The organism is Pseudarthrobacter defluvii, from assembly GCF_030816725.1.
Classification (GTDB): Bacteria; Actinomycetota; Actinomycetes; order Actinomycetales; family Micrococcaceae; genus Arthrobacter; species Arthrobacter defluvii_A.
The window spans coordinates 4,111,731-4,131,338 of the sequence record NZ_JAUSYG010000001.1 but is presented as its reverse complement, the minus strand read 5'-3'; the positions used below and the strand labels follow the sequence as shown (position 1 = coordinate 4,131,338).

18 protein-coding genes are annotated in these 19,608 nt (G+C 66.9%); 10 read left to right on the top strand and 8 right to left on the bottom strand.

Features of this window, described 5'->3' with window-relative positions:
* Positions 1-93: 93 nt before the first annotated feature.
* Entirely contained in the window at positions 94-924 is an 831-nt protein-coding gene (locus tag QF031_RS19305; RefSeq protein WP_307431970.1) for a hypothetical protein, read from the bottom strand.
* Positions 921-2,018: a Gfo/Idh/MocA family oxidoreductase gene (locus QF031_RS19300; protein ID WP_307431968.1), complete on the bottom strand. Its 1,098-nt coding sequence runs from the start codon at positions 2,016-2,018 to the stop codon at positions 921-923. Before QF031_RS19300 ends, QF031_RS19305 begins: the two co-directional genes overlap by 4 nt.
* Positions 2,019-2,210: 192 nt before the next feature.
* On the opposite strand from QF031_RS19300, the gene QF031_RS19295 reads away from it, so the two are divergent.
* Positions 2,211-3,428: an ROK family transcriptional regulator gene (locus tag QF031_RS19295; RefSeq protein WP_307431966.1), complete on the top strand. Its 1,218-nt coding sequence runs from the start codon at positions 2,211-2,213 to the stop codon at positions 3,426-3,428.
* A 30-nt stretch (positions 3,429-3,458) separates the two neighbouring features.
* Here the strand turns inward: QF031_RS19295 and treS are convergent, their stop codons facing one another.
* On the bottom strand, positions 3,459-5,732 hold the full coding sequence (gene treS, locus QF031_RS19290) for a maltose alpha-D-glucosyltransferase (protein WP_307431963.1): 2,274 nt from the start codon (positions 5,730-5,732) through the stop codon (positions 3,459-3,461).
* Between the two features lie 275 nt (positions 5,733-6,007).
* Between treS and QF031_RS19285 the strand changes: the two genes are divergently transcribed.
* On the top strand, positions 6,008-6,892 hold the full coding sequence (locus QF031_RS19285; protein WP_307431961.1) for a GAF domain-containing protein: 885 nt from the start codon (positions 6,008-6,010) through the stop codon (positions 6,890-6,892).
* Complete coding sequence (locus QF031_RS19280; RefSeq protein WP_307431959.1) at positions 6,889-7,794, top strand: SGNH/GDSL hydrolase family protein; 906 nt, start codon at positions 6,889-6,891, stop codon at positions 7,792-7,794. The genes QF031_RS19285 and QF031_RS19280 overlap by 4 nt, the downstream gene beginning before the upstream one ends.
* 78 nt (positions 7,795-7,872) lie before the next feature.
* On the opposite strand, the gene QF031_RS19275 is transcribed toward QF031_RS19280, so the two are convergent.
* Complete coding sequence (locus QF031_RS19275) at positions 7,873-8,340, bottom strand: hypothetical protein (protein WP_307431956.1); 468 nt, start codon at positions 8,338-8,340, stop codon at positions 7,873-7,875.
* 77 nt (positions 8,341-8,417) lie between these two features.
* Entirely contained in the window at positions 8,418-9,770 is a 1,353-nt protein-coding gene (locus QF031_RS19270; protein ID WP_307431952.1) for a uracil-xanthine permease family protein, read from the bottom strand.
* Between the two features lie 200 nt (positions 9,771-9,970).
* On the opposite strand from QF031_RS19270, the gene QF031_RS19265 reads away from it, so the two are divergent.
* Positions 9,971-10,576 (top strand): malonic semialdehyde reductase, encoded by a 606-nt coding sequence (locus QF031_RS19265; protein ID WP_307431949.1) that lies wholly within the window; start codon positions 9,971-9,973, stop codon positions 10,574-10,576.
* Positions 10,577-10,691: 115 nt separating this feature from the next.
* Positions 10,692-11,216: a hypothetical protein gene (locus QF031_RS19260; RefSeq protein WP_307433518.1), complete on the top strand. Its 525-nt coding sequence runs from the start codon at positions 10,692-10,694 to the stop codon at positions 11,214-11,216.
* Here the strand turns inward: QF031_RS19260 and pgm are convergent.
* Entirely contained in the window at positions 11,213-12,877 is a 1,665-nt protein-coding gene (pgm, locus tag QF031_RS19255; protein WP_307431947.1) for a phosphoglucomutase (alpha-D-glucose-1,6-bisphosphate-dependent), read from the bottom strand. The genes QF031_RS19260 and pgm overlap by 4 nt on opposite strands.
* Positions 12,878-13,121: 244 nt before the next feature.
* On the opposite strand from pgm, the gene QF031_RS19250 reads away from it, so the two are divergent.
* Positions 13,122-14,051, top strand: coding sequence for a nuclease-related domain-containing protein (locus tag QF031_RS19250; protein ID WP_307431944.1), 930 nt, complete (start codon positions 13,122-13,124; stop codon positions 14,049-14,051).
* Here the strand turns inward: QF031_RS19250 and QF031_RS19245 are convergent.
* Entirely contained in the window at positions 14,011-14,952 is a 942-nt protein-coding gene (locus QF031_RS19245) for a LysR family transcriptional regulator ArgP (RefSeq protein ID WP_307431941.1), read from the bottom strand. The two genes, QF031_RS19250 and QF031_RS19245, sit on opposite strands and share 41 nt — an antisense overlap.
* A gap of 70 nt (positions 14,953-15,022) precedes the next feature.
* On the opposite strand from QF031_RS19245, the gene QF031_RS19240 reads away from it, so the two are divergent.
* Positions 15,023-15,619: a LysE/ArgO family amino acid transporter gene (locus tag QF031_RS19240; RefSeq protein ID WP_307431938.1), complete on the top strand. Its 597-nt coding sequence runs from the start codon at positions 15,023-15,025 to the stop codon at positions 15,617-15,619.
* A 34-nt stretch (positions 15,620-15,653) separates the two neighbouring features.
* Positions 15,654-16,130: a DUF4190 domain-containing protein gene (locus QF031_RS19235; RefSeq protein ID WP_307431935.1), complete on the top strand. Its 477-nt coding sequence runs from the start codon at positions 15,654-15,656 to the stop codon at positions 16,128-16,130.
* Positions 16,131-16,135: 5 nt separating this feature from the next.
* Here QF031_RS19235 and QF031_RS19230 read toward each other — a convergent pair whose 3' ends face one another.
* Complete coding sequence (locus tag QF031_RS19230) at positions 16,136-16,834, bottom strand: FadR/GntR family transcriptional regulator (protein WP_307431932.1); 699 nt, start codon at positions 16,832-16,834, stop codon at positions 16,136-16,138.
* A gap of 133 nt (positions 16,835-16,967) precedes the next feature.
* Here QF031_RS19230 and QF031_RS19225 point away from each other — a divergent pair, with 133 nt between their 5' ends.
* Complete coding sequence (locus QF031_RS19225) at positions 16,968-18,338, top strand: SLC13 family permease (protein ID WP_307431929.1); 1,371 nt, start codon at positions 16,968-16,970, stop codon at positions 18,336-18,338.
* Positions 18,339-18,387: 49 nt separating this feature from the next.
* Positions 18,388-19,608, top strand: coding sequence for a CaiB/BaiF CoA transferase family protein (locus QF031_RS19220; RefSeq protein WP_307431927.1), 1,221 nt, complete (start codon positions 18,388-18,390; stop codon positions 19,606-19,608).

The window sequence follows — 19,608 nt, the reverse complement described above, 5'->3', positions numbered from 1 at the left end:
CGCTTGCGCTGTGCGCCGTTAACGCGGTCCTGCTCATCGTCGAGAGTGGAGGTGGGACTGACTGCGTGTTCGGTTGCGTATCGGAGGGGCTGGTTACGTGGCAGCGAGGGTTGCGTAGAGGTCGGTCAGCCGGGCGAACCCGGCCAGATCGTCCGGCTGGGTGCCGGCGTGAAGATGCTTCTTCAGGCGCCGCCACGCAGACCGGTGGGCGGATTCGTAAATGGTGGGAAGCAGGAGTTCGCCGTGGGCCGCTGTGACCCGGACGTTGGCAGGCCGGGCGGTGTCAGGATCGGGCACCATGACGGCCACCCCTCCATCGGAGGTGTACAGGCGGATGTCGACGCCGGACGGCCGGGCGGCGGTCAGCACGCCTTGGGCGGTAAATGGGGCACCGTTGGGCAGCCTGCCGCCCACCGTGTACCCGGCGGCGTCGCTGCGGAGGACGCGCGCGCCGTCGAGCGTTCCGCTGACGGCCAGCAGCGCGGCGAGGTGTTCGGTCAGGAGCCGCAGCGGATCTGTGTCCGGGGCCGCCGTCGCCACACTGTCCAGCAGGGCGGCGCTGCCCAAGGCGCTGCGCACTGCGTCACGGGCGTCCGGTTCCGTGGCGCCGCCCACCAGGGCGGGATTGGAGGCCCAGCGGAGGTCCAGGACGACGGCGGTTCCTGCGGCGTCTGCCGCGGCTGCCAGTTGGGTCGTGTCTTCGGGAATGGGGTTGGCCACCACCATGCCCCGGGCGCCCGCCGTGATGGCGCCGGCTGCCTCGGCAGTCCAGCCTGGTCCGCCAGCGACCACCACCACGTCAGCGGTCGCCTCCTGGTGCTCCTGGGCGGGCCCGAAGGTTTCAGGCAATGAAGCCACGGTCTGGGTGACCGCCCCGGCTTCCCGGGCAGAGGTGCTTGCCGCCACCGTGTAGTTGCCGCTCATGCCGAGACTCCTGCTTTTTCTGCCGCACCTTCATGTCCTGCCGCGGCCCGTGCCACAGTTGCGTCGGCGACGGCCAGGGCGAACGTCAGGTCGTCGATCAGGGTTTGGGCGGAGGGGGCCGGCCGGGTTCCCATTGCCAGTTCGGCCAGCACACGCCATTCGCCCTCGTAGCCGTTATGGCCGTAGGGGCCAAAGATGCTGGTTTCGCTTCCGTTGCCGCGGGAGATGGTGGCGGCGGCGGACCCTGCCTGGACGTAGGACGGCGTGAAGTCGATCTGCAGCGCAGCGTCGTCCCCGATGGCCTCGAAGGTCCACTCGGGCTTCCAGGTGCTGTTCATGACGGCGCGCAGTTCGATCACCCGCGTTGGGGTCCGGAGCGAGATTGCATAGCCGAAGGGGCGGACGTGGAACACGTTGAGGACCTCGATGTCTGCGAAGTCCGGCGTAAACCGGCGCACCAGGGGCAGGTCGTGGATGGCGAGCCCCATGATCCCGCCCTGGAGTGCGCTCTTGATGACTTCGATGTCCGAGTAGTCGGGCTTGCCGGCGGTGGGGCGGGTGATGATTTCCGTTGCGAAGTCCTCGAACCGGGCATTGGGCGGCAGGACGATCGAGGAGCGGACCGTGTGCACCCGCTCCGGAAGATCGCCCCAGTTCTGTTCGGCAGCCAGCCAGCCCGGATCGAACGTGTGCATGGCGCCGACGACGATCGGCACGCCGGTTTCGGTGCTGACTGCCGAGATGCGGGTGGCTTCCTCTGCATTCATCGCGAAGGGCTTTTCGCAGAGCACTGCCTTCTTACCGGCCCTGCAGGCAGCGATGACCTGGTCGGCGTGGAACTGGTGAGGGCTGCAAATGGCCACAATGTCCACGCCGGGATCGTTCAACAGGGCATCCATGCTGGTGCCGGATTTTCCGCCGACGCGGGCCGCCACGGAGGAGGCAACTCCGGCGTCCACATCCATGATGTGCCGTACCTCAAGGACGTCCTGCAGCCGGGCAAGGGCTGGAAGGTGGATGGCCTGGGTGACGGGGCCGGCGCCAAGGATGCCGACGCCGAGGGGCCGGGTTGCTGGCACTGCTTGGGATGACAAGTTCAATTACCTCTTTGTAAGCGGACTTTTGAGTATCGGGATCAGTGCCACGGATTCCTGCTATCCGGCCGGCAAATGTGTTGTGACTCACAACGTAGGACGACTTTTGACGCGAGTCAAGCAAAAGTTGTTTGTTGCGCGTCGTTCTTCTGCCGGAATGACAGGACTAAGTAAGAGTGTTATGACTTAGACATGACTCAAGCCCCGGGGAAGCAGGCTCTGAAGGACGCTGATGTCGGCAGCCTGTCACGGGCGGGGGACCTCTTCCAGCTGCTCCGTGACGGCAGGGCCCGCACCCGGGCTGAGCTGGCCCTCACCACCGGACTGGCGCGTTCCACCGTCGCCTCCAGGATTGATGCGCTAATGCTGTCCGGCCTGGTGGGCCCGGCAGGCGAGGCGCTCTCCAGCGGCGGCAGGCCGCCGTCGCGCTTTGCCTTCAACCCTTCCGCCCGCCTGGTCCTGGCCGTGGATGTGGGCGCCACGCACGTGGTTGTGGCGGTCACCGACCTTGGCGGGAACATCCTCGCCGAGCACCGGCTGGCGCAGCAGGTGGCCGACGGGCCGGAAGTGGTGCTGGACCAGGTGGTGGCGCAGGGTAAGGAGCTGCTGGCCTTGGTGGGACGCAGCGTGGGGGAACTCGCCGGAATCGGCATCGGACTCCCCGGGCCCGTGGAGCACGACAGTGGCAAGCCCGTTAAACCGCCCATCATGCCGGGCTGGGACGGGTTCGACGTGGTCAGCTATGTCCAGCGGTCCCTGCCGGTCCATGTCCTGGTGGACAACGACGTCAACATCATGGCCTTGGGCGAACAGTCCGCCCACTGGCCCGAACACAGCAATTTCTTCTTTGTGAAGGTGGCCACCGGCATCGGCTCCGGGATCATCAGCAACGGTGAGCTGCAGCGCGGGGCAAACGGCACAGCCGGCGACCTGGGGCATGTCCAAGTGGCGCGGGGCGCGGATGTCCTGTGTGCCTGTGGAAACTTCGGGTGCCTGGAGGCACTCGCCTCAGGTCCCGCCGTCGTGCGTGCCCTGGCGGAGCAGGGACTCGACGTGGCCAAGGGAGCGGACGTTCTCCGGCTGGCCGCGGACGGCAACCTGGAGGCCATCCAGGCCCTGCGCCAGGCCGGGCGGGACATCGGCGAGGTGCTGGCCACCGTGGTCAACCTGCTCAACCCGTCCGTCATCGTGGTGGGCGGCAGCGTGGGCGAGACGGGGGAGCACCTGGTGGCCGGCATCCGCGAGGTGGTGTACCGGCGCTCGCCGCCCCTGGCCACCTCGCACCTGCGGATCAACGTTTCCCGGGCGGGCGCGCATGCCGGCGTGCTGGGGGCAAGCCAGCTGGTCACCCAGTATGTCCTCTCGCCGGCCATCGTCGAAGCGACGCTGACGGCCGCAGCGGCCGGGTAGCACCGGGGATCCCCGGCGCTACCCCTGGCTTTATGCTTCGGCCTCCGGCTCCGGCTCCGTCAGAAGCAGCGCGGTCCCGCCATAGGCGGGCAGCTCGAGGAAGAAGCTGTGCAGGTCGTCCACCTGTCCCACAGTCTCGCCGCTGAACAGGTCCCTGACGCTCGCGCCGGACGGCAGCTCATTGGACTGGATGCTGCCGGCGATGTCCTGGCCGGAGAAGTTCAGTGCCGTGACCTGCAGGGCCCCGTCCTTCAGCCGGTTCACCAGCACCAGCGCGCCGCGGTTGGACACGTCCGGAACGTCCAGCAGCGTGCCGGTGGCGATCCCGTTGTCCTCACGCACGGCAAGGATCCGCTGCAGCCGGCGCGCGAACGAGTCCGGGTCCTTGAGCTGGTCCGGCAGTGCGCCATAGAGGCTGCGGGCCCGCGGCATGCCGGCGGAGGAGGTGGTGGCGTCCGGGCTGGTGCCCATGAGGTCGTGGGCGCCGCGGTTGATCCAGCGGGTATCACCCTGCGAGGTGAGTTGGCGGACACTGCTGCGGTCCAGGGCCAGGATGCCTGTCAAGTCCCAGCCGGAAAGCGCAAAGACGCCGGGCTGCAAGGCGTTGTACATGGCCAGGAGCAGGTGGACGTCCCGGATCTGGGCTTCCTGCTCCGGGGTTACGGCCTCCGGATCCTTGATTCCCAGCGCGGCCATAATGAAACTTACCGAGGTGCAGGCAATGCCGTTGGTGGTGAAAACCGCGTTGTACGGTCCGTTTTCACCGGTGATCCGGTCCCGCAAGGTCTGCTGGACCTGCTCGGCCAGCTGGGCGCCCGTCAGTTCCTCGCCGTTGAGCTCGAACATCTCGTCCCGGTGTCCGGCCGCGAAGTGCAGGAGTTCGTAGGTGAGCTCGTCATGATTCTGCAGGGCATGCACCAGCGAGGCCTGGTCAACCCCGATTTCCATGGAGAGGCGGAGGGTCAGCCGCAGGAACTCGGTGTCCGCGGTGACCAGGGCGTAGTGGTACGCCGGCCGGGTGATGAAGTCGTAGGAGAGGTCCGGGCCGGCTTCCGAGGTTGCCTTGATGTCGTCAATGGTCAGGTTCAGTTCCTGGAAGGAGAATCCGCCCACCTTGCGGATCATGGAACCGATGAGCTGGTTGGCGGCCTCTGAGAGCGGATGCCCTTCGGACCAGCCGGGCTGTTCCTCGGCGCTCTTTTCCACACCCAGGAAGCCGTTGGCGTCCAGGCGCAGCGCGCCGGTGCCAAGGTCCACGAGAGAGTGCAGGGCATCGCCCACCACGAGTCGCATTCCCGCGAAGGTGGGGTCCAGCCAGTTGATGGAGGGCTGGCCGGCTTTGAAGTAGTGCAGGTAGACCCAGCGGCGGGTCTTGCCGGTGGTGTCCACGATGGGCCGCGTGACGCTCCAGTTGGTTTCCTTCACCCCGGGCTCGTAGAAGATGACCCGCTGCAGCCGGCCGATGATGTAGCCGGCCTTCTGCAGCGCCTGCTCGGCGTCGGGGCTGAGGTTGACCGAGTCGGCACCCTCGGGGACGTCCGGGAGCAGGTTCCAGTCCTCCTCCGGAATATCGATCATGTGGTAAATCCCGGGGTAGTCCCGGAAGTTCATTTCGGCCAGCCGGAAGTCGGCTCCCTTGCCGGTGTGGCCGGGGACGATGTCGTCGATGACGGTGCCCTCGTGCTCAGCAGCCACCTCACACATGCGGCGGAACTCGTCCTCGGTGCCGAAAACAGGATCGATGGCCATGCTGATGCGGTCGAAGTGCCCGTCCACGCTGGGCGTGTGGGACCAGCCGCTGATGCCGCCGGCAAGTTTCACGGGTCCGGTGTGGATGCCGCGGATTCCGATTTCGCGGAACGCCTTCCACATCTGCGGGTCGCCCAAAGCGGAGAGGAACGACTGGCCCGTGGGGGTGATGAAGGACAGCGGGTAGGCGGTGAACCACACGGAGGCGCGTTCGACGGCGGCCCGCGGGTTGGGGTGCGCGTACGAGTTTTGCCACATGCTGGCCTGGCCGGACAGCTGCCGCGCCAGCGTGTTGGCATCCCCCAGCATTGCCTGGTTGCGCAGCCACTCCACGTAGGCGGCATTCCGTCCGTCGAACTCGAAGGACGGCCGGCTGCCGACGAACTGGCGCCGGCGCGCGATGGGCCGCAGCGCCTTGGGCCGGGCGGCGAAGAACTGCTCGTCGAAATTGACGTCGAGTTCCGCTGCCTGCTCCGCAGCGGCCGCTTCCACTTCCCCGTTGCCCGCGGCTGTATCCGCTTCTGAAGTGTGCCCGCTGGTGCCCGGCTCCCGCATAAGCTCCTCTTTCCGTTGCTCGTTTCCGTGCTGGCATGGATGCTCCAAGACCCCTTGCCCAAGGTCAGGTACCCAAGCGAGCAGGGAGTATTCGGTGTTCCCCCTCCCGATGCTACTGCGCAGCGGAGCCTGCGGAAGGGACACCGGCGCGCCGCTCCTCCCTAAGCCCGCGAATCCCCCCTGTTTTGCCCGTTTCCCCCACAACGCGTCCACGGGTCGTATTCTTAGAGCAAAGGTTTTGCAGTGGGCCGAAGCGCTGATAGCAGGGCTGGAGCATGGCCGCTGATCCCACGGGGCAGGTTGGCTGGGGACCGCTTCCAGTTACCCCGGAGCCGGTATTCGACAGCAAGGACGTCGAAGACTACCTCTGGGAGGTCACCCGCGACTTTATGACGGGTATCAAAGGTGAGCGCCGCGGCATCGGCTGGGCGGCCACCCTCTTTCGCCTGGGCAAGGCACGCACCCTCGCGGCCAGTACGGAACAGGCGCGCGAGGCCGACCGCGAACAGTGCTCGTTTGCCGACGGGCCGGTCATGGACGCCGTTCGCACCGGGGAATTCGTCCTGCTGTCCGACCTGGGCCGGGACCGGCGCTGGCCCGGCTATTCCAGCGCCGCGGCCGGCCATGGCGTGCAGTCCCTGCTTTCCGTCCCCATCCTTACCGAAGGCGCCACGAGCGCCGCCATCACCCTCTACGCAGCGTCCCCGCATGCCTTCACCAGCGATGACCTGGTGCAGAGCCAAAGCTATGTACGCCAGGTGTCGCGGGCCCTGCGCGTCGTAGTCCGCACTGCGGAGCGCGCGGAAGCAACAGCCGGTCTCGCCGTCGTCCAAAGCTCGCTGGTCCTGGTGGACCTGGCGGTGCGCAGCCTCATGAACGAATACGGACTCACCCGCGAGGGTGCACTGCGGTTCCTGCAGACGCAGGCGCTGCACCACGAAGTGGACCTGCGGCACGCGGCACTGAACGTTGTGGTCCCCGGCGGCGTGGACCGCGGGGGCGGGCAGGTTCCAGGGCGGCGGCAGGAAACGTTCGACGGCGTGGCGGAGCTTCCGCGCCCGTCGGCGACGGGGCGGGACTTTCCAACCGGAAAGTCGCCCCGCAAGGAAGCTGCGGCGGGGAAGGAACCCCCGCCGGCGGCGGAAGGAAGGACGGCATGACCATCGAGAAGCAGGAGCTGCGCTCCGTCGCCGAAGGACCGGACAGACACCCCTGGCACCGGTTCGTTGCCCTGGGGGACTCCTACACCGAAGGAATTGGCGACCCCGAACCGCACAGCCTGGGCGGCCTTCGGGGCTGGGCCGACCGCGTGGCTGAGGAACTGGCCGACGGCCAGCCGGACTTCGCCTACGCCAACCTGGCAATCCGGGGCATGCTGCTGAGGCAGATCCTCGACGGGCAGCTGGCCCCGGCCCTGGCGCTCAAACCCGACCTGGTTGCCATGTCCGGCGGCGGAAACGATATTGTGTTCCGCCACGGCGATCCTGACAAGCTGGCGGAAAAAATTGATGAGGCGGTGGGCATCCTGGCCGCCACAGGCGCCACGGTGCTGCTGTATGCGGGGCCGGACTGGGCCGATACACCGGTCTTTGGCAAGATCCGTGGACGCGTGGCGATCTATAACGAGCACCTGCACCGGATCGGGGCCCGGCACCATGCCATCATGGTGGACCTGTGGTGCCTGCCGGAGCTTCAGCACGCGGTGATGTGGGATCCGGACCGGCTGCACCTTTCCCCGCTGGGCCATCACTCCGTCGCCGTGGCCACACTCAACGCCCTGGGGGTGGCGCACACGCTCAAGCCGTCCCAGCCGCGGCCGCTTCCGGCCCACGGGTGGACGCAGGCCCGGGCCGAGGACCTGGTCTGGGCGCGCCAGTACTTTGTGCCGTGGGTCCTGAAGCAATTGCTTTCCCATCACACCGGCGAACTGGCGGCCAAGCGCCCCCAGCCGGTCCCCGTGTTTGGCCTTGGCCGCCCCGGACCATTCCCGCCCGGGCACCCCGTTGCGGGCCTGAACCCCGGAACCGCCGGCGGCCCGGCACCGGAAGGGCAGGCGGCGTAGCTGGCGTACCGGGCCGTGCTGCTTTGTGCTGTGCCATGCCGTGCCGAAATCCACTGCGCTGACCCCGGCTCCCCGCTGTCAGGGCCGGCCGGTGTCCTTGGCCAATACGATGAGTGCGGGAACGCCTGCCACCAGGGCCGGAACTGCCAGCAGCAACCCGTACTCCGGTTGCGATGCTGAAATGACGGCGGCGACGACAGTTGCAGCCAAGGAGGCGATGAGGGCGTAGGGCCATGGCCTGCGGCGGTCCCTGGCGTTGAAGAACAGGAAACCCCCGAGGCCGGCTGTGGCCACGCCAAGGGCGATGACGATCCCGGAAACGATGCCCGCCGCCGGCCCAGGAGCGTTCTTGAGTTGGTCAATAAGCGCCACTGGTACTGCAAGCATCCAGCTGCCAAGAAGGAATGCGATTACGCAGCCCGCCAGGCGGCCTTTGGGCGCCGGAACCAGGGTGTAGATCTGCTCCGCCGGCAGGTCGGACTGCTGGACGTGGCGGTGGTTTGCCGGCGGTGTTGGCCGCGGCAGGTGCATGAAACTCTCAAGCATGGATCCCCCGAACGTAGTGCTTGACGTCCTTCTACCCTACAGCCCGGCTCTTCAGCGCTGCCCCGCTGTATTCAGCCTCAGCGCTTCCTGGGGCCCCGCTTCGAGGCGGCGTTCAGCGCAGACTTGACCGCCGGCGGCAGCCCGCCCAGCTCGGTTTCGGGTTCTGCAACAGTGCCACGCGCCTTCGCGATGGATTTCATGCCGTGGTAGATCACCAGCGCGGCAGCCGAACCCAGCGCGATGCCGGTGAACTTCAGGTCCCCGATAGTCCAGGTGTAGTCCGCGATGCCGATGATCAGGGCGACGGCGGCGGTGGTCAGATTGACGGGGTTGGAGAAGTTCACCTTGTTCTGCACCCAGATCTTTACGCCCAGGATGCCGATCATGCCGTACAGCATGGTGGCCGCGCCGCCCAGGACGCCTGCCGGGACGGTGGCGATCAGTTCGCCGAACTTCGGTGAGAAGCTGAGCAGGATGGCGAACATCCCCGCCACCCAGTAGGCCGCCGTCGAGTACACCTTGGTGGCCGCCATGACGCCGATGTTTTCCGCGTAGGTGGTGGTGCCGGAGCCGCCGCCGAGGCCGGCCAGCATGGTGGCGGCGCCGTCAGCCATCAGCGCGCGCCCGGAGACGCCGTCGAGGTTCTGCCCCGTCATGGCGGCAACGGACTTCACGTGGCCGATGTTCTCCGCCACCAGCACCAGGACCACGGGGACGAACAGGCCCAGGACGCCGATGTGGAATTCGGGGGTCTGGAAGTGCGGAAGCCCGATCCAGGCTGCGGCGTCCATCTTGTCGTACTTCACCTCGCCGCGGAGCATGGCCACCAGGTAGCCCGCCACCACGCCCACCAGGATGCTGAGCCGGCCCAGGATCCCGCGGAACAGGACGCTGACCAGGATGATGGTCACCAGCGTGACCAGGGCGGTGATGGGGGCGGCGTCAAAGTTCTGCTTGGCAGCGGGGGCAAGGTTCAGGCCGATCAATGCCACGATGGCACCGGTGACGATCGGCGGCATCAGCCGATTGATCCAGCCGGCGCCGAACTTCTGGACCACGGCACCCACCAGGGCAAGGGTGGTGCCGGCCAGCACCACGCCGCCCAGGGCCCCGGGGATCCCGAACTGCGCCTGCGAAGCGGTGATGGGTGCAATGAAGGCAAAGCTTGAGCCCAGGTAGCTGGGCACCCGGCCCTTGGTGATCATCAGGAACAGCAGCGTGCCGATTCCGGAGAAGAACAGGGTGGTGGCCGGCGGCATCCCGGTGATGATGGGAACCAGGAAGGTGGCGCCGAACATGGCCACCACGTGCTGCATGCCCACGCCTATGGTCAGCGGCCACGCCAGACGCTCATCCGGGGCCACCACTTGGCCGGGCTTGATGTTTTTGCCGGTGCCGTGCAGCTTCCATTTGATTCCGAGCATGCTCATGGGAAGGAATGCCTTTCAGGGGTTGCCGCGAGGGGGCGAAGATCAACTCGGTCCAGAATACCGCCAAGTAATTCCCGCCGGCCTGCTGTGGCCAACGTCACCGGCCGTCACGGGAAGAGGGAGAAAGCACTTGAAGTTGCAACTATGGAAAGCAACAGAGGCCACCCCGGCAGGCGGGCGCCACAGCGAAAGGTATTCCAATGACCATTGCCCACGAAGAAGCGGTTATCGATTCGGCAGCCGTGGACGCCATCTTCGCCCAGGCCCGCACCGCCAACTCCTTCACCGGCGAGGTGACGGACGAGCAGGCCCAGGCCATCTACGAGCTCACCAAATTCGGCCCCACCGCCTTCAACTCCCAGCCGCTGCGCGTCACGTATGTCCGCTCTCCCGAGGCACGCGCCACCCTGGTCGATGCCCTGTCCCGCGGCAACCAGGCCAAGACGGCCTCCGCGCCGCTCGTGGCCATCCTCAGCTACGACACCGACTGGGCCGGCAAGTGGGACAATTTCCTCCCCGGTTACAACGCCCCCAAGGCCATGTACGACGCCGACCCGGCCCTTGCCGCCGCCACGGGCAACAACAACGCTCACCTGCAGGCCGGCTACTTCATCCTGGCCGTGCGCTCGCTCGGCTTCGCCGCCGGCCCCATGACCGGCGCCGACTTCGACGCGATTGACGCCGCCTTCTTCCCGGCCGGCGACCAGAAGAGCTTCCTGGTGGTCAACATCGGCCAGCCCGGTGAAGAGGCCTGGGGCGAGGCAAAGCCCAAGTTCTCCTACGACGAGGCCGTCCGCACCGTCTAACTCCTGCACTTCCCAGATGCTCTATCACTTTTGGTCCCTAACCACGGGGAATGGGAACCAAAAGTGATGGAGCATCTGTGTATTAAGGGGCGGGTGGGAGACTGGGGCTATGCCGATGCGCAACCTCATCTTTGTGGTTTTCGTGGAGCCGGTGGCTGAAGGGCAGGTTTTCCCGCGGACGGACTGGCCGCTGCACATCACGCTGGTGCGGTATGACGTGAGGTTCGACGCCGGCACCGAGGACGGTGCCGACGTCGCCGGGCGCATCGCCCGACTCGATGAGGAACCCGCCACCACCGCGCTCGGGGCCGGACTGACGGTGGGGAAGGACGCCGCTTTCGGGCGCAACGGCTCGGTCCCCGTGAACCTCATGCAACCGCATCCCGCCCTGCAGGAACTGCATGAGCGGCTGGTGCAGGTGGTGACGGACGTGGGCGGCAGGATCCTCACCCCGCACCACACCTTGACCGGCTACCGGCCGCACGTTTCCCACCAGGCCAGCGCGGCAGGGGGCGAAAAGCGCCTGAACCCGGGTGACGCCGTCGTGCTTGACCGCGTCGCCCTGGTGGACATGGCTCCCGACGGCGACCACACCATCAGGCGCATCCTGCGGCTGTGGAGCCGCGACAGTGAAGCCTAGGCGATGACGCTGTCCACCAGCGCCTTGGCCTCGGCCTGCACCTGCTTCAGGTGCTCCTCGCCCTTGAAGGACTCGGCGTAGATCTTGTAGACGTCTTCCGTGCCGGACGGGCGGGCCGCGAACCAGGCGTTCTCGGTGACCACCTTGAGGCCGCCGATGGGCGCACCGTTGCCCGGGGCCTCGGTGAGCTTGGCGGTGATGGTCTCGCCGGCCAGTTCTGTTGCGGGGACGTCCGCTGCGGAAAGCTTGCCGAGTTTCGCCTTCTGCTCACGCGTCGCCGCGGCATCGATCCTCGCGTAGACCGGGGCGCCGAACTGGTCCGTCAGCCCCTTGTACAGCTGGGACGGGGACTGGCCGGTGACGGCGGTGATCTCGGACGCCAGCAAAGCCAGCAGGATGCCGTCCTTGTCCGTGGTCCAGACGCTGCCGTCCAGCTTGTTAAAGGACGCGCCCGCCGATTCCTCGCCGCCAAACGCACCCTCGCCGGACAGCAGGCCGGGCACGAACCACTTGAAGCCCACCGGAACCTCGACAAGCTTGCGGCCCAGGCTCTCTGCCACGCGGTCGATGATCGAGGAGGACACCAGCGTCTTGCCCACCACGGAGGCCGGGTTCCAGCCGCTGCGGTTGCGGTAAAGGTAGTCGATGGCCACGGCCAGGTAGTGGTTGGGGTTCATCAGGCCGCCGTCCGGTGTGACGATGCCGTGCCGATCGGCGTCGGCGTCGTTGCCGGTGGCAACGTCGAAGGCGGGCTGGCCGGACGCTGCGGCGTCGGACATGCGTTGGATCAGCGAAGCCATGGCCGACGGCGAGGAGCAGTCCATGCGGATCTTCTCGTCCCAGTCCAGGGTCATGAAGGCCCACTGGGGGTCCACGGTGGGGTTCACCACGGTGAGGTCCAGGTGGTGGCGTTCGGCGATCTCGCCCCAGTAGTCCACCGAAGCGCCGCCCATGGGGTCGGCGCCGATCCGGACGCCGGCGTTGCGGATGGCGTCCAGGTTCAGGACGGACGGAAGGTCGTCCACGTAGCTGCTGAGGAAGTCGAATTTGCCGGTGGTGTCAGCGGCCTGGGCGTCAGCCAGGGAAATCCGGCTTACGCCGCGCAGACCGTTTTCCAGCAGTTCGTTGGCGCGGTTGGCGATCCAGCCGGTGGCATCCGAGTCTGCCGGGCCGCCGTGCGGGGGGTTGTACTTGAAGCCGCCGTCGCCGGGCGGGTTGTGGCTGGGGGTCACCACGATGCCGTCGGCCTGCGGGGCTCCGGGCGCGGCCTTCCGGTTGTACGTGAGGATGGCGTGGCTCAGGGCCGGGGTGGGGGTGTAGCCGTGCCTGGCGTCGACCAGGACCTGGACGCCGTTGGCGGCGAGCACTTCCAGGGCAGAGTTCTGTGCGGGCTCGCTCAGTGCGTGGGTGTCCTTGGCCAGGAACAGGGGGCCGGTGACGCCCTGCGCGGCCCGGTATTCCACAATTGCCTGGGTGATGGCCACGATGTGCTGCTCATTAAAGGAGGCCTTGAGGCTGGAGCCCCGGTGCCCGGATGTCCCGAATACCACGCGCTGGCCGGGATCACTGAGGTCCGGAGCAACGTCGTAATACGCGTCGAGGAGCGCAGTGATGTCAACAAGGTCCTGGGGTTGGGCAACTGTGCCCGCGCGGCTAGCCATGGCTCCAGCATGCCAGAAGCTGGCAGGAGTCAAAACGACCCGCCCAAAATCCGGACCCTGTGACACGCCATGACGCCGCCGGGCAGGCAAGTAGTCCACCTGAGTACAGGGCCCGGAAAGTACCTATATACCGGCCCTTTCCCGCCCTGCTACTTTCAGAAAAATTCCACGAAAACACGCAATGGGAACGGACGACGGCGGGACGCCGCCTTGGTCGGTTCCGGCAAGGAAACGGGGACGTCCAATGGGGGCAGGTGACGGGGCAGCGGAGCAGTCCAGGCTGGCGGCCGAGCGCGTAGCAAGGCTGAAGCGCCAACTTGACCAGGCCGAACGCTCCACCAAGTCGTGGGATGCCGGGGCCGTGGGGGAGCAGGTGGTGGCGGACAAGCTCAGCGAGCTGGTCCCGCGCGGCTGGTACGTGCTGCATGATGTCCATTGGCCAGGCCGCCCCAAGGCGAACCTTGACCACGTCCTGGTGGGTCCCGGCGGCGTGGTGGTGGTCGATTCCAAAAACTGGACCGGTGAGGTGCGGGTGGCATCCGGTGTCCTGTGGCAGGGCCGCTATGCGCGGACTCAGGCCGTGGAAGGCGCGCTTGCCCAGTGCGCTGCCGTGGCCTCGGTGCTGCCTCCGCCGCACCGCCGGCTGGTGCGTCCACTGATCTGCATGGCCACGCAGCCGGACCTCTTCGGGATAACGGATTCGGACGTTGCGGTGGCAGGTTCGCAGCGGGTGGTGGGGGCCATCGAGGCCCTGCCGGCGGTGCTGGATCAGCAGTCGGTGGTGGGGCTGTATGAACAGCTGGGCCAGCAGCTCACCCATGAACAGGAACCCGGCATCACTGCCCTGCGGAATGTGCGGCCCGGAACAGTGGTGCGGCCGGCCGGAGCGTTGCCGCCCGCCGGCCCAGCGGCAGGTCCCGTCGGTGGACGGGCCGGCAGCGCTTCACGCCACCCCGCAGGCCGGGGCCTGCCTCCGAAGGGGACTCAGCCCGGAAAACAGGCGGGGCAGCGGGCAGGGGCGCCGGCAGGATCACGTACGGGAGGGACTGCGGGGGCGGGCCGCCGGGGCCGAAACGCCAAGGCGGAGCACGGCGGCACCAGCGGGGCAATGCTGGCGGTGCTGGCTGCCTTCGTCATTTTCGCCGTCTATGTCCTGCCCTACTTGGGCCACTAGCCTTCCGGGCTCCACCGGTGCCCATCTCCCCGGGCTGCAGGTTGCCTTTGGCAGCGCTGCGGACTGCGGTGGTGAGCCGGTTGAGCCGTTCCGAATCCAGCGTCCAGGCCTGCCAATAGAGGGCCACGTCCTCATAGACGTCCTCCTCCAGGCGGACCAGGACCCCGCGCTCCAGCTCATCACTTATCTGGAGTTCCGGGATCATCCCCCAGCCCAGGCCGGCTGCGACGGCCGCGAGGAATCCCTGGGAGGAAGGCACGGTGTGCGTGGGAGGGGACTGGTTTATGTTCTTCGCTGCCAGCAGCTGCTGCTGCAGGTTGTCTTTGGTGTTGAATTTCAGAACCGGCATCGCGGCCCAATCCAGGCTGCCGGAGACGGAGAAACGCCTGCGCAGCCCCGGGGCGGCGACCGGGATGTACCGCATGGAGCCCAGCAGTTCCACCCGGCACCCGCTCACCGGAACAGGGTCCGACGTGACCGCCCCCATGACTTCACCCTCGCGGAGCAGTTGGCTGCTGTAGCCCTGGTCCTCCACGTGGAGGTCGATGGTGGCGTCCTCCCATCCGGCAGCGTGGTGGAGGACGGGGACAAACCAGGTGGCCAATGAATCAGCATTGATGGCCACCGGAAGGTGGGCCCGCGCGTTCGAGCCTGAGCCGAGCGCTGCCGCGGTCTCCGCTTCCAGGACCTGCACCTGACGTGCCATCCGCAGCAGCAGGGCGCCGGCGTCGGTGGCGGTGCAGGGCACCCGGCGGCGTACCAGGACCTGGCCCACGGAGGCTTCCAGGGCCTTGATCCGTTGGCTCACCGCGGAGGGTGTAATGCGGAGGAGGTCCGCCGCTGCCTCGAATGTTCCTTCATCGACAACCGCCACGAGGGCCTTCAGGTGCTCCAAATTCATGAAGCTATTCTAAGGATTACCAAGAATCTGTTGTTTGCCTGTATCGAATCCTGATCCTACGGTCATATGTATGTGGACTGCAGGACTAACCGGATTGCTGACAGGCTTGGCGCTCATCGTGGCCATCGGAGCGCAGAACGCCTTTGTGCTGCGCCAGGGCATCCGCCGGGAACACATTGGCGTGGTGGTGGCTGTCTGCATGGCCGGCGACGCCTTGTTGATTATGGGTGGGACCGCGGGCATCGGTGTGATTGTCACCCGCTTCCCGGTGGTGCTGGAAGTCCTGCGCTGGTCCGGGGCGGCCTACCTGCTGTGGTTCGCGGTGCGGTCCTTCCTGGCTGCGGCGAAGCCTTCCGTGCTGGCGGAGCAGGCGCCCCGGTCGAAAAACTCAGTGATCGCCACCACCGCCGCCCTGACCTTTCTCAACCCCCATGTCTACTTGGACACCGTGGTGCTGCTGGGGAGCCTTGCCAACCAGCAGGGCCCCGACCTGCGCTGGGTGTTTGCCGGCGGGGCCGTGACCGGGAGTGTGCTGTGGTTCTCCGGCCTGGGGTACGGGGCGCGGGCGCTCGCAGGAGTGCTCAGCAGCCCCCGAACCTGGCGCTGGATTGACGGAGCGATCGGTGTGCTGATGGTTATCCTGGCCATCCGTCTGGCCCTGCACTGAAGTAGGCTGTACGCAGATTCATAGGGGAGAAGTCATGAGCAACCAGCCGTCCCAGGGACCCGATTACCAGCGTCCTCAAAACCAGCGCAGCGGTTCTTCACCGTGGCCCGGCTACCAGCAGCCGGGCCAGAACCAGGGGTCCTCCTACGGGCAGCCGCAATACGGCCAGCCGCAATACGGCCAGCCGCAGTACAACCCGGGCCAGTACAACGAGCCCCAGTACTTCGGGCAGCCTTACTACGGCCGGGTGGTTGAACCGAAGACCCTGAGCATCGCCAGCATGGTCTGCGGCATCGCGTCCGTGATCATGGGCTGGCTGTTGCTTCCGCAGTTCGCTGCGATCATCACCGGGCACCTGGCCCTTCGCCGTGAACCCTCCGGCAAGGGGATGTCCCTTACCGGCCTGGTGCTGGGCTACCTCTGCCTGCTGGGCTATGGGGCACTCTGGCTGCTGTTCATCATTGGCGTGGTCATTGCCGGCACTGCCACTTCGAACACCGGCACCTTCTAGGCCTGCTAGCGGAGTAGCTCCACGTCCGAGACCAGCTCGATGTGCGCCAGCATGGCCTTGGCAGCGGCGTCCGCATCCTGTGCCCGGATGGCGTCGGCAATTTTCCGGTGCGAGGCGAGGGACTGCTCGGGCCGTCCGGGCTGGCCCAGCGACTCCATGCGGGTTTCCAGGATCATCTCCGCAATGAAGGCCATCAGCTGCGCCAGTACCGAGGAATGGGCTGCGGCGGTAATGGCCTGGTGGAACAGTTCGTCACCGCGGGCGCCCCGGTCGCCGTCGTTAATCTCCTTGGCCATGACCTCCAGGGCGTTCTCGATGGCGGCCAGATCCTGGTCCGTCCGCCGTTCGGCAGCAAGTGCCGCGAGCTTTCCCTCCAGGGTGCTGCGCGCTTCGACGATTTCCGGCAGCCTGCTCTGATGCTCGCGCAGCCCCTTGATGACCGATGCCACGCTCGGCCGCCGCGCCAGAACCGCGCCGGTACCGTGCTGCACGTCGATCACGCCCAGCACTTCCAAGGCCACCAGGGCCTGGGCCAGCGTGGCGCGGGAAACCCCGAGCCGCTCCGCGAGGTCACGCTCCGCAGGCAGGAGGTCGCCGGGCTTCAGCTGTGCCGACTCGATGTAGGCAAGGATCTGCTCCACCAGCTGCTCGTATAGCCGTGGGCGCGAGACCCGCTCCAAGCCCTGCCGCGCTGTCTTCTCCACAAAGCCCTCCCTTGGACGTACCGGATCAGAATACCTGCTCGCTGTATTGACAGATAGACTCACTGTCTAAGAGGCTAGTCCAGTGAGCCAGTAACTCACGTCACACTTTCGCTCCCCCAACGGAGGACCTACGATGTCCGCTCCTGTCTTATCCATCATCATCCTGGCGGCGATGTTCCTGCTCGCCACCGTCCTGCCCCTCAACATGGGCGCGCTCGCCTTCGTGGGCGCCTTCCTGCTCGGCGCCGTGGTGCTGGGCATGTCCACCAACGAGATCCTGGCCAACTTCCCGGGGGGCCTCTTCCTGACCATCGTCGGCGTCACCTACCTGTTCGCCATCGCGCAGAACAACGGCACCATCGACCTGCTGGTCCGCGGCGCGGTGAAGCTGGTGGGCAGCCGCGTCGCCCTCATCCCGTGGGTGATGTTCGCCATCACCGCCGTCATCACTGCCGTGGGCGCACTCTCTCCCGCCGCCGTCGCCATCATTGCCCCCATCGCGCTGAGCTTTGCGGGCAAGTACAAGATCAGCCCGCTGCTGATGGGCATGATGGTGATCCATGGCGCCCAGGCCGGCGGCTTCTCGCCCATCGCGGTCTACGGCGTCACGGTCAACGGCATCCTGGCCAAGACCGACCTCGCCTTCAGCCCCACTGCGCTCTTCCTCTCAAGCTTCATCTTCAACCTGGTCATCGCCGTGGTGCTGTTCGTGGTCCTGGGCGGCAGGAACCTCCTGTCCTCCAAGGTGGGGCACTTCGTGGAGCAGGCAGCCGAAGCACGCATGGCCGTCAGCGTTGGCGCCAAGGCAGCCGACGGGGACGTGCCCTTCAAGGGCTTCGGCTCCGGCATGTACGGTCCCCGTGACCCCGCGGGCGACGGCGTGGAGGCCACCAAGGAGCGCAAGGACCGGATCCCGCAGCTGGTCACCATCGCCGGCCTGGTTGTGCTGGCCGTCGTGGCCCTTGGCTTCAAGATGGACGTTGGCTTCGTGTCCATCACCATCGCCATCGTGCTCGCCCTGGTCTCGCCTGCCGCCCAGAAGGGCGCCATCAACAAGATCAGCTGGTCCACCGTGCTGCTGATCTGTGGCATGCTGACCTTCGTCGGCGTCCTTGAAGAAGCCGGCACCATCAAATTCGTCTCCAGCGGCGTGGCCGGATTGGGAATGCCGCTGCTGGCAGCCCTGATCATCTGCTTCATCGGCGCCGTGGTATCCGCCTTTGCCTCCTCCACCGCCATCCTGGCAGCGCTCATCCCGCTCGCCGTTCCGTTCTTGTCCACCGGCGAGATCGGCGCCGTCGGCGTCATCTGTGCACTCGCCGTCTCCGCCACGATCGTGGACGTCTCGCCGTTCTCCACCAACGGCGCCCTGGTGCTCGCCAACGCCCCGGAAGGCGTTGACAAGGACCAGTTCTACAAGCGGATCCTCGGCTACAGCGGAATCGTCATCGTGGCCGGACCCGTCCTGGCGTGGCTGGCGCTGGTGGTCCCCGGCTGGCTCTAGCAGCCATCGCACTCCAACGCCGCCCGTTTTTAGAAAGGAAACCCAGACCATGAGCACCGAGAACCGCCAAGGCCCCCTGGCCGGGCACACCGTCGTCGACCTCAGCCGGGCACTGGCCGGACCGCACGCCGGCATGATGCTGGCGGACCTCGGCGCCCGCGTCATCAAGGTGGAAAACCCGGGGACGGGGGATGACACCCGCGGCTGGGGCCCGCCTTTCGTGGGTCCGGAGGACGACCTGCAGTCCACCTATTTCATGTCCTGCAACCGCAACAAAGAATCCATCACCCTGGACCTGAAGAGCGGTGACGGCCAGGCGGTGCTCCGCGGGCTGCTGGAGCGGGCCGATGTGGTGATTGAGAACTTCCGGCCCGGCGTCATGGACCGGCTGGGCTTCTCCACCGCCGCGATGCATGAGCTCAACCCGCGGCTGGTGATCCTGTCCATCACCGGCTTCGGCCACGACGGACCGGAATCCCAGCGCAGCGGCTACGACCAGATCCTTCAGGGCGAAGCCGGGCTCATGTCCCTCACCGGCTCCGGGCCGGATGATCCGCAGCGGGTGGGTGTCCCCATCGCCGACCTGCTTTCCGGCATGAACGGTGCGTTCGGCGTGCTGGCCGCCCTGGTGGAACGGAACCGGACCGGCCAGGGCAAGGTGGTGCGCACGTCGCTGCTCGCTTCCCTGATCGGGGTCCACGCCTTCCAGGGGACCCGGGCCACTGTTGCCGGTGAAGTTCCGCAGGCCCAGGGCAACCACCACCCGTCCATCGCCCCCTACGGCCTGTTCAACTGCAAGGACGGCAGCGTGCAGATCAGCGTCGGCAGTGAAAAGTTGTGGCAGTCCTTCGCCGCCGCCTTTGGCCTGGACCCGGCTGCCCCGGGCTTTGTCAGCAACGCCGACAGGGTGCGGAACCGGGCGGAGGTGATTGCCGCCGTCGAACGTGCCTTTGCCGCGTACGGCGCGGAGGAACTGCTGCAAAAACTGAACGACGCCGGGATCCCGGCAGGGAAGGTCCGCTCACTGGATGAGGTGTACGCCTGGGAGCAGGTGGCGTCCCAGGGGCTCGTGGTGGACGTCGAGCATCCGCTGCTCGGAAAGGTGAGCCTGCCCGGCCCGCCGCTGCGGTTCTTCGCCCCCGGAGACGCCGCCGAAACCACGGTGAAGAAGCATGACGCGCCGCCGCTGCTCAACGAGGACGGCCCGGCGATCCGGGAGTGGCTGGGCCTCACCACTGCCGGCGCCCCTGCGGCTCCCGGTCCCAAGTAG

What these genes read in the sequence shown, in the direction of transcription:
- QF031_RS19305 (WP_307431970.1), bottom strand. Translation starts at nt 924, where the DNA reads ATGAGCGGCAACTACACGGTGGCGGCAAGCACCTCTGCCCGGGAAGCC.
- QF031_RS19295 (WP_307431966.1), top strand. Translation starts at nt 2,211, where the DNA reads ATGACTCAAGCCCCGGGGAAGCAGGCTCTGAAGGACGCTGATGTCGGC.
- treS (WP_307431963.1), bottom strand. Translation starts at nt 5,732, where the DNA reads ATGCGGGAGCCGGGCACCAGCGGGCACACTTCAGAAGCGGATACAGCC.
- QF031_RS19285 (WP_307431961.1), top strand. Translation starts at nt 6,008, where the DNA reads ATGGCCGCTGATCCCACGGGGCAGGTTGGCTGGGGACCGCTTCCAGTT.
- QF031_RS19280 (WP_307431959.1), top strand. Translation starts at nt 6,889, where the DNA reads ATGACCATCGAGAAGCAGGAGCTGCGCTCCGTCGCCGAAGGACCGGAC.
- QF031_RS19275 (WP_307431956.1), bottom strand. Translation starts at nt 8,340, where the DNA reads ATGCTTGAGAGTTTCATGCACCTGCCGCGGCCAACACCGCCGGCAAAC.
- QF031_RS19270 (WP_307431952.1), bottom strand. Translation starts at nt 9,770, where the DNA reads ATGAGCATGCTCGGAATCAAATGGAAGCTGCACGGCACCGGCAAAAAC.
- QF031_RS19265 (WP_307431949.1), top strand. Translation starts at nt 9,971, where the DNA reads ATGACCATTGCCCACGAAGAAGCGGTTATCGATTCGGCAGCCGTGGAC.
- QF031_RS19260 (WP_307433518.1), top strand. Translation starts at nt 10,692, where the DNA reads ATGCGCAACCTCATCTTTGTGGTTTTCGTGGAGCCGGTGGCTGAAGGG.
- pgm (WP_307431947.1), bottom strand. Translation starts at nt 12,877, where the DNA reads ATGGCTAGCCGCGCGGGCACAGTTGCCCAACCCCAGGACCTTGTTGAC.
- QF031_RS19250 (WP_307431944.1), top strand. Translation starts at nt 13,122, where the DNA reads ATGGGGGCAGGTGACGGGGCAGCGGAGCAGTCCAGGCTGGCGGCCGAG.
- QF031_RS19245 (WP_307431941.1), bottom strand. Translation starts at nt 14,952, where the DNA reads ATGAATTTGGAGCACCTGAAGGCCCTCGTGGCGGTTGTCGATGAAGGA.
- QF031_RS19240 (WP_307431938.1), top strand. Translation starts at nt 15,023, where the DNA reads ATGTGGACTGCAGGACTAACCGGATTGCTGACAGGCTTGGCGCTCATC.
- QF031_RS19235 (WP_307431935.1), top strand. Translation starts at nt 15,654, where the DNA reads ATGAGCAACCAGCCGTCCCAGGGACCCGATTACCAGCGTCCTCAAAAC.
- QF031_RS19225 (WP_307431929.1), top strand. Translation starts at nt 16,968, where the DNA reads ATGTCCGCTCCTGTCTTATCCATCATCATCCTGGCGGCGATGTTCCTG.
- QF031_RS19220 (WP_307431927.1), top strand. Translation starts at nt 18,388, where the DNA reads ATGAGCACCGAGAACCGCCAAGGCCCCCTGGCCGGGCACACCGTCGTC.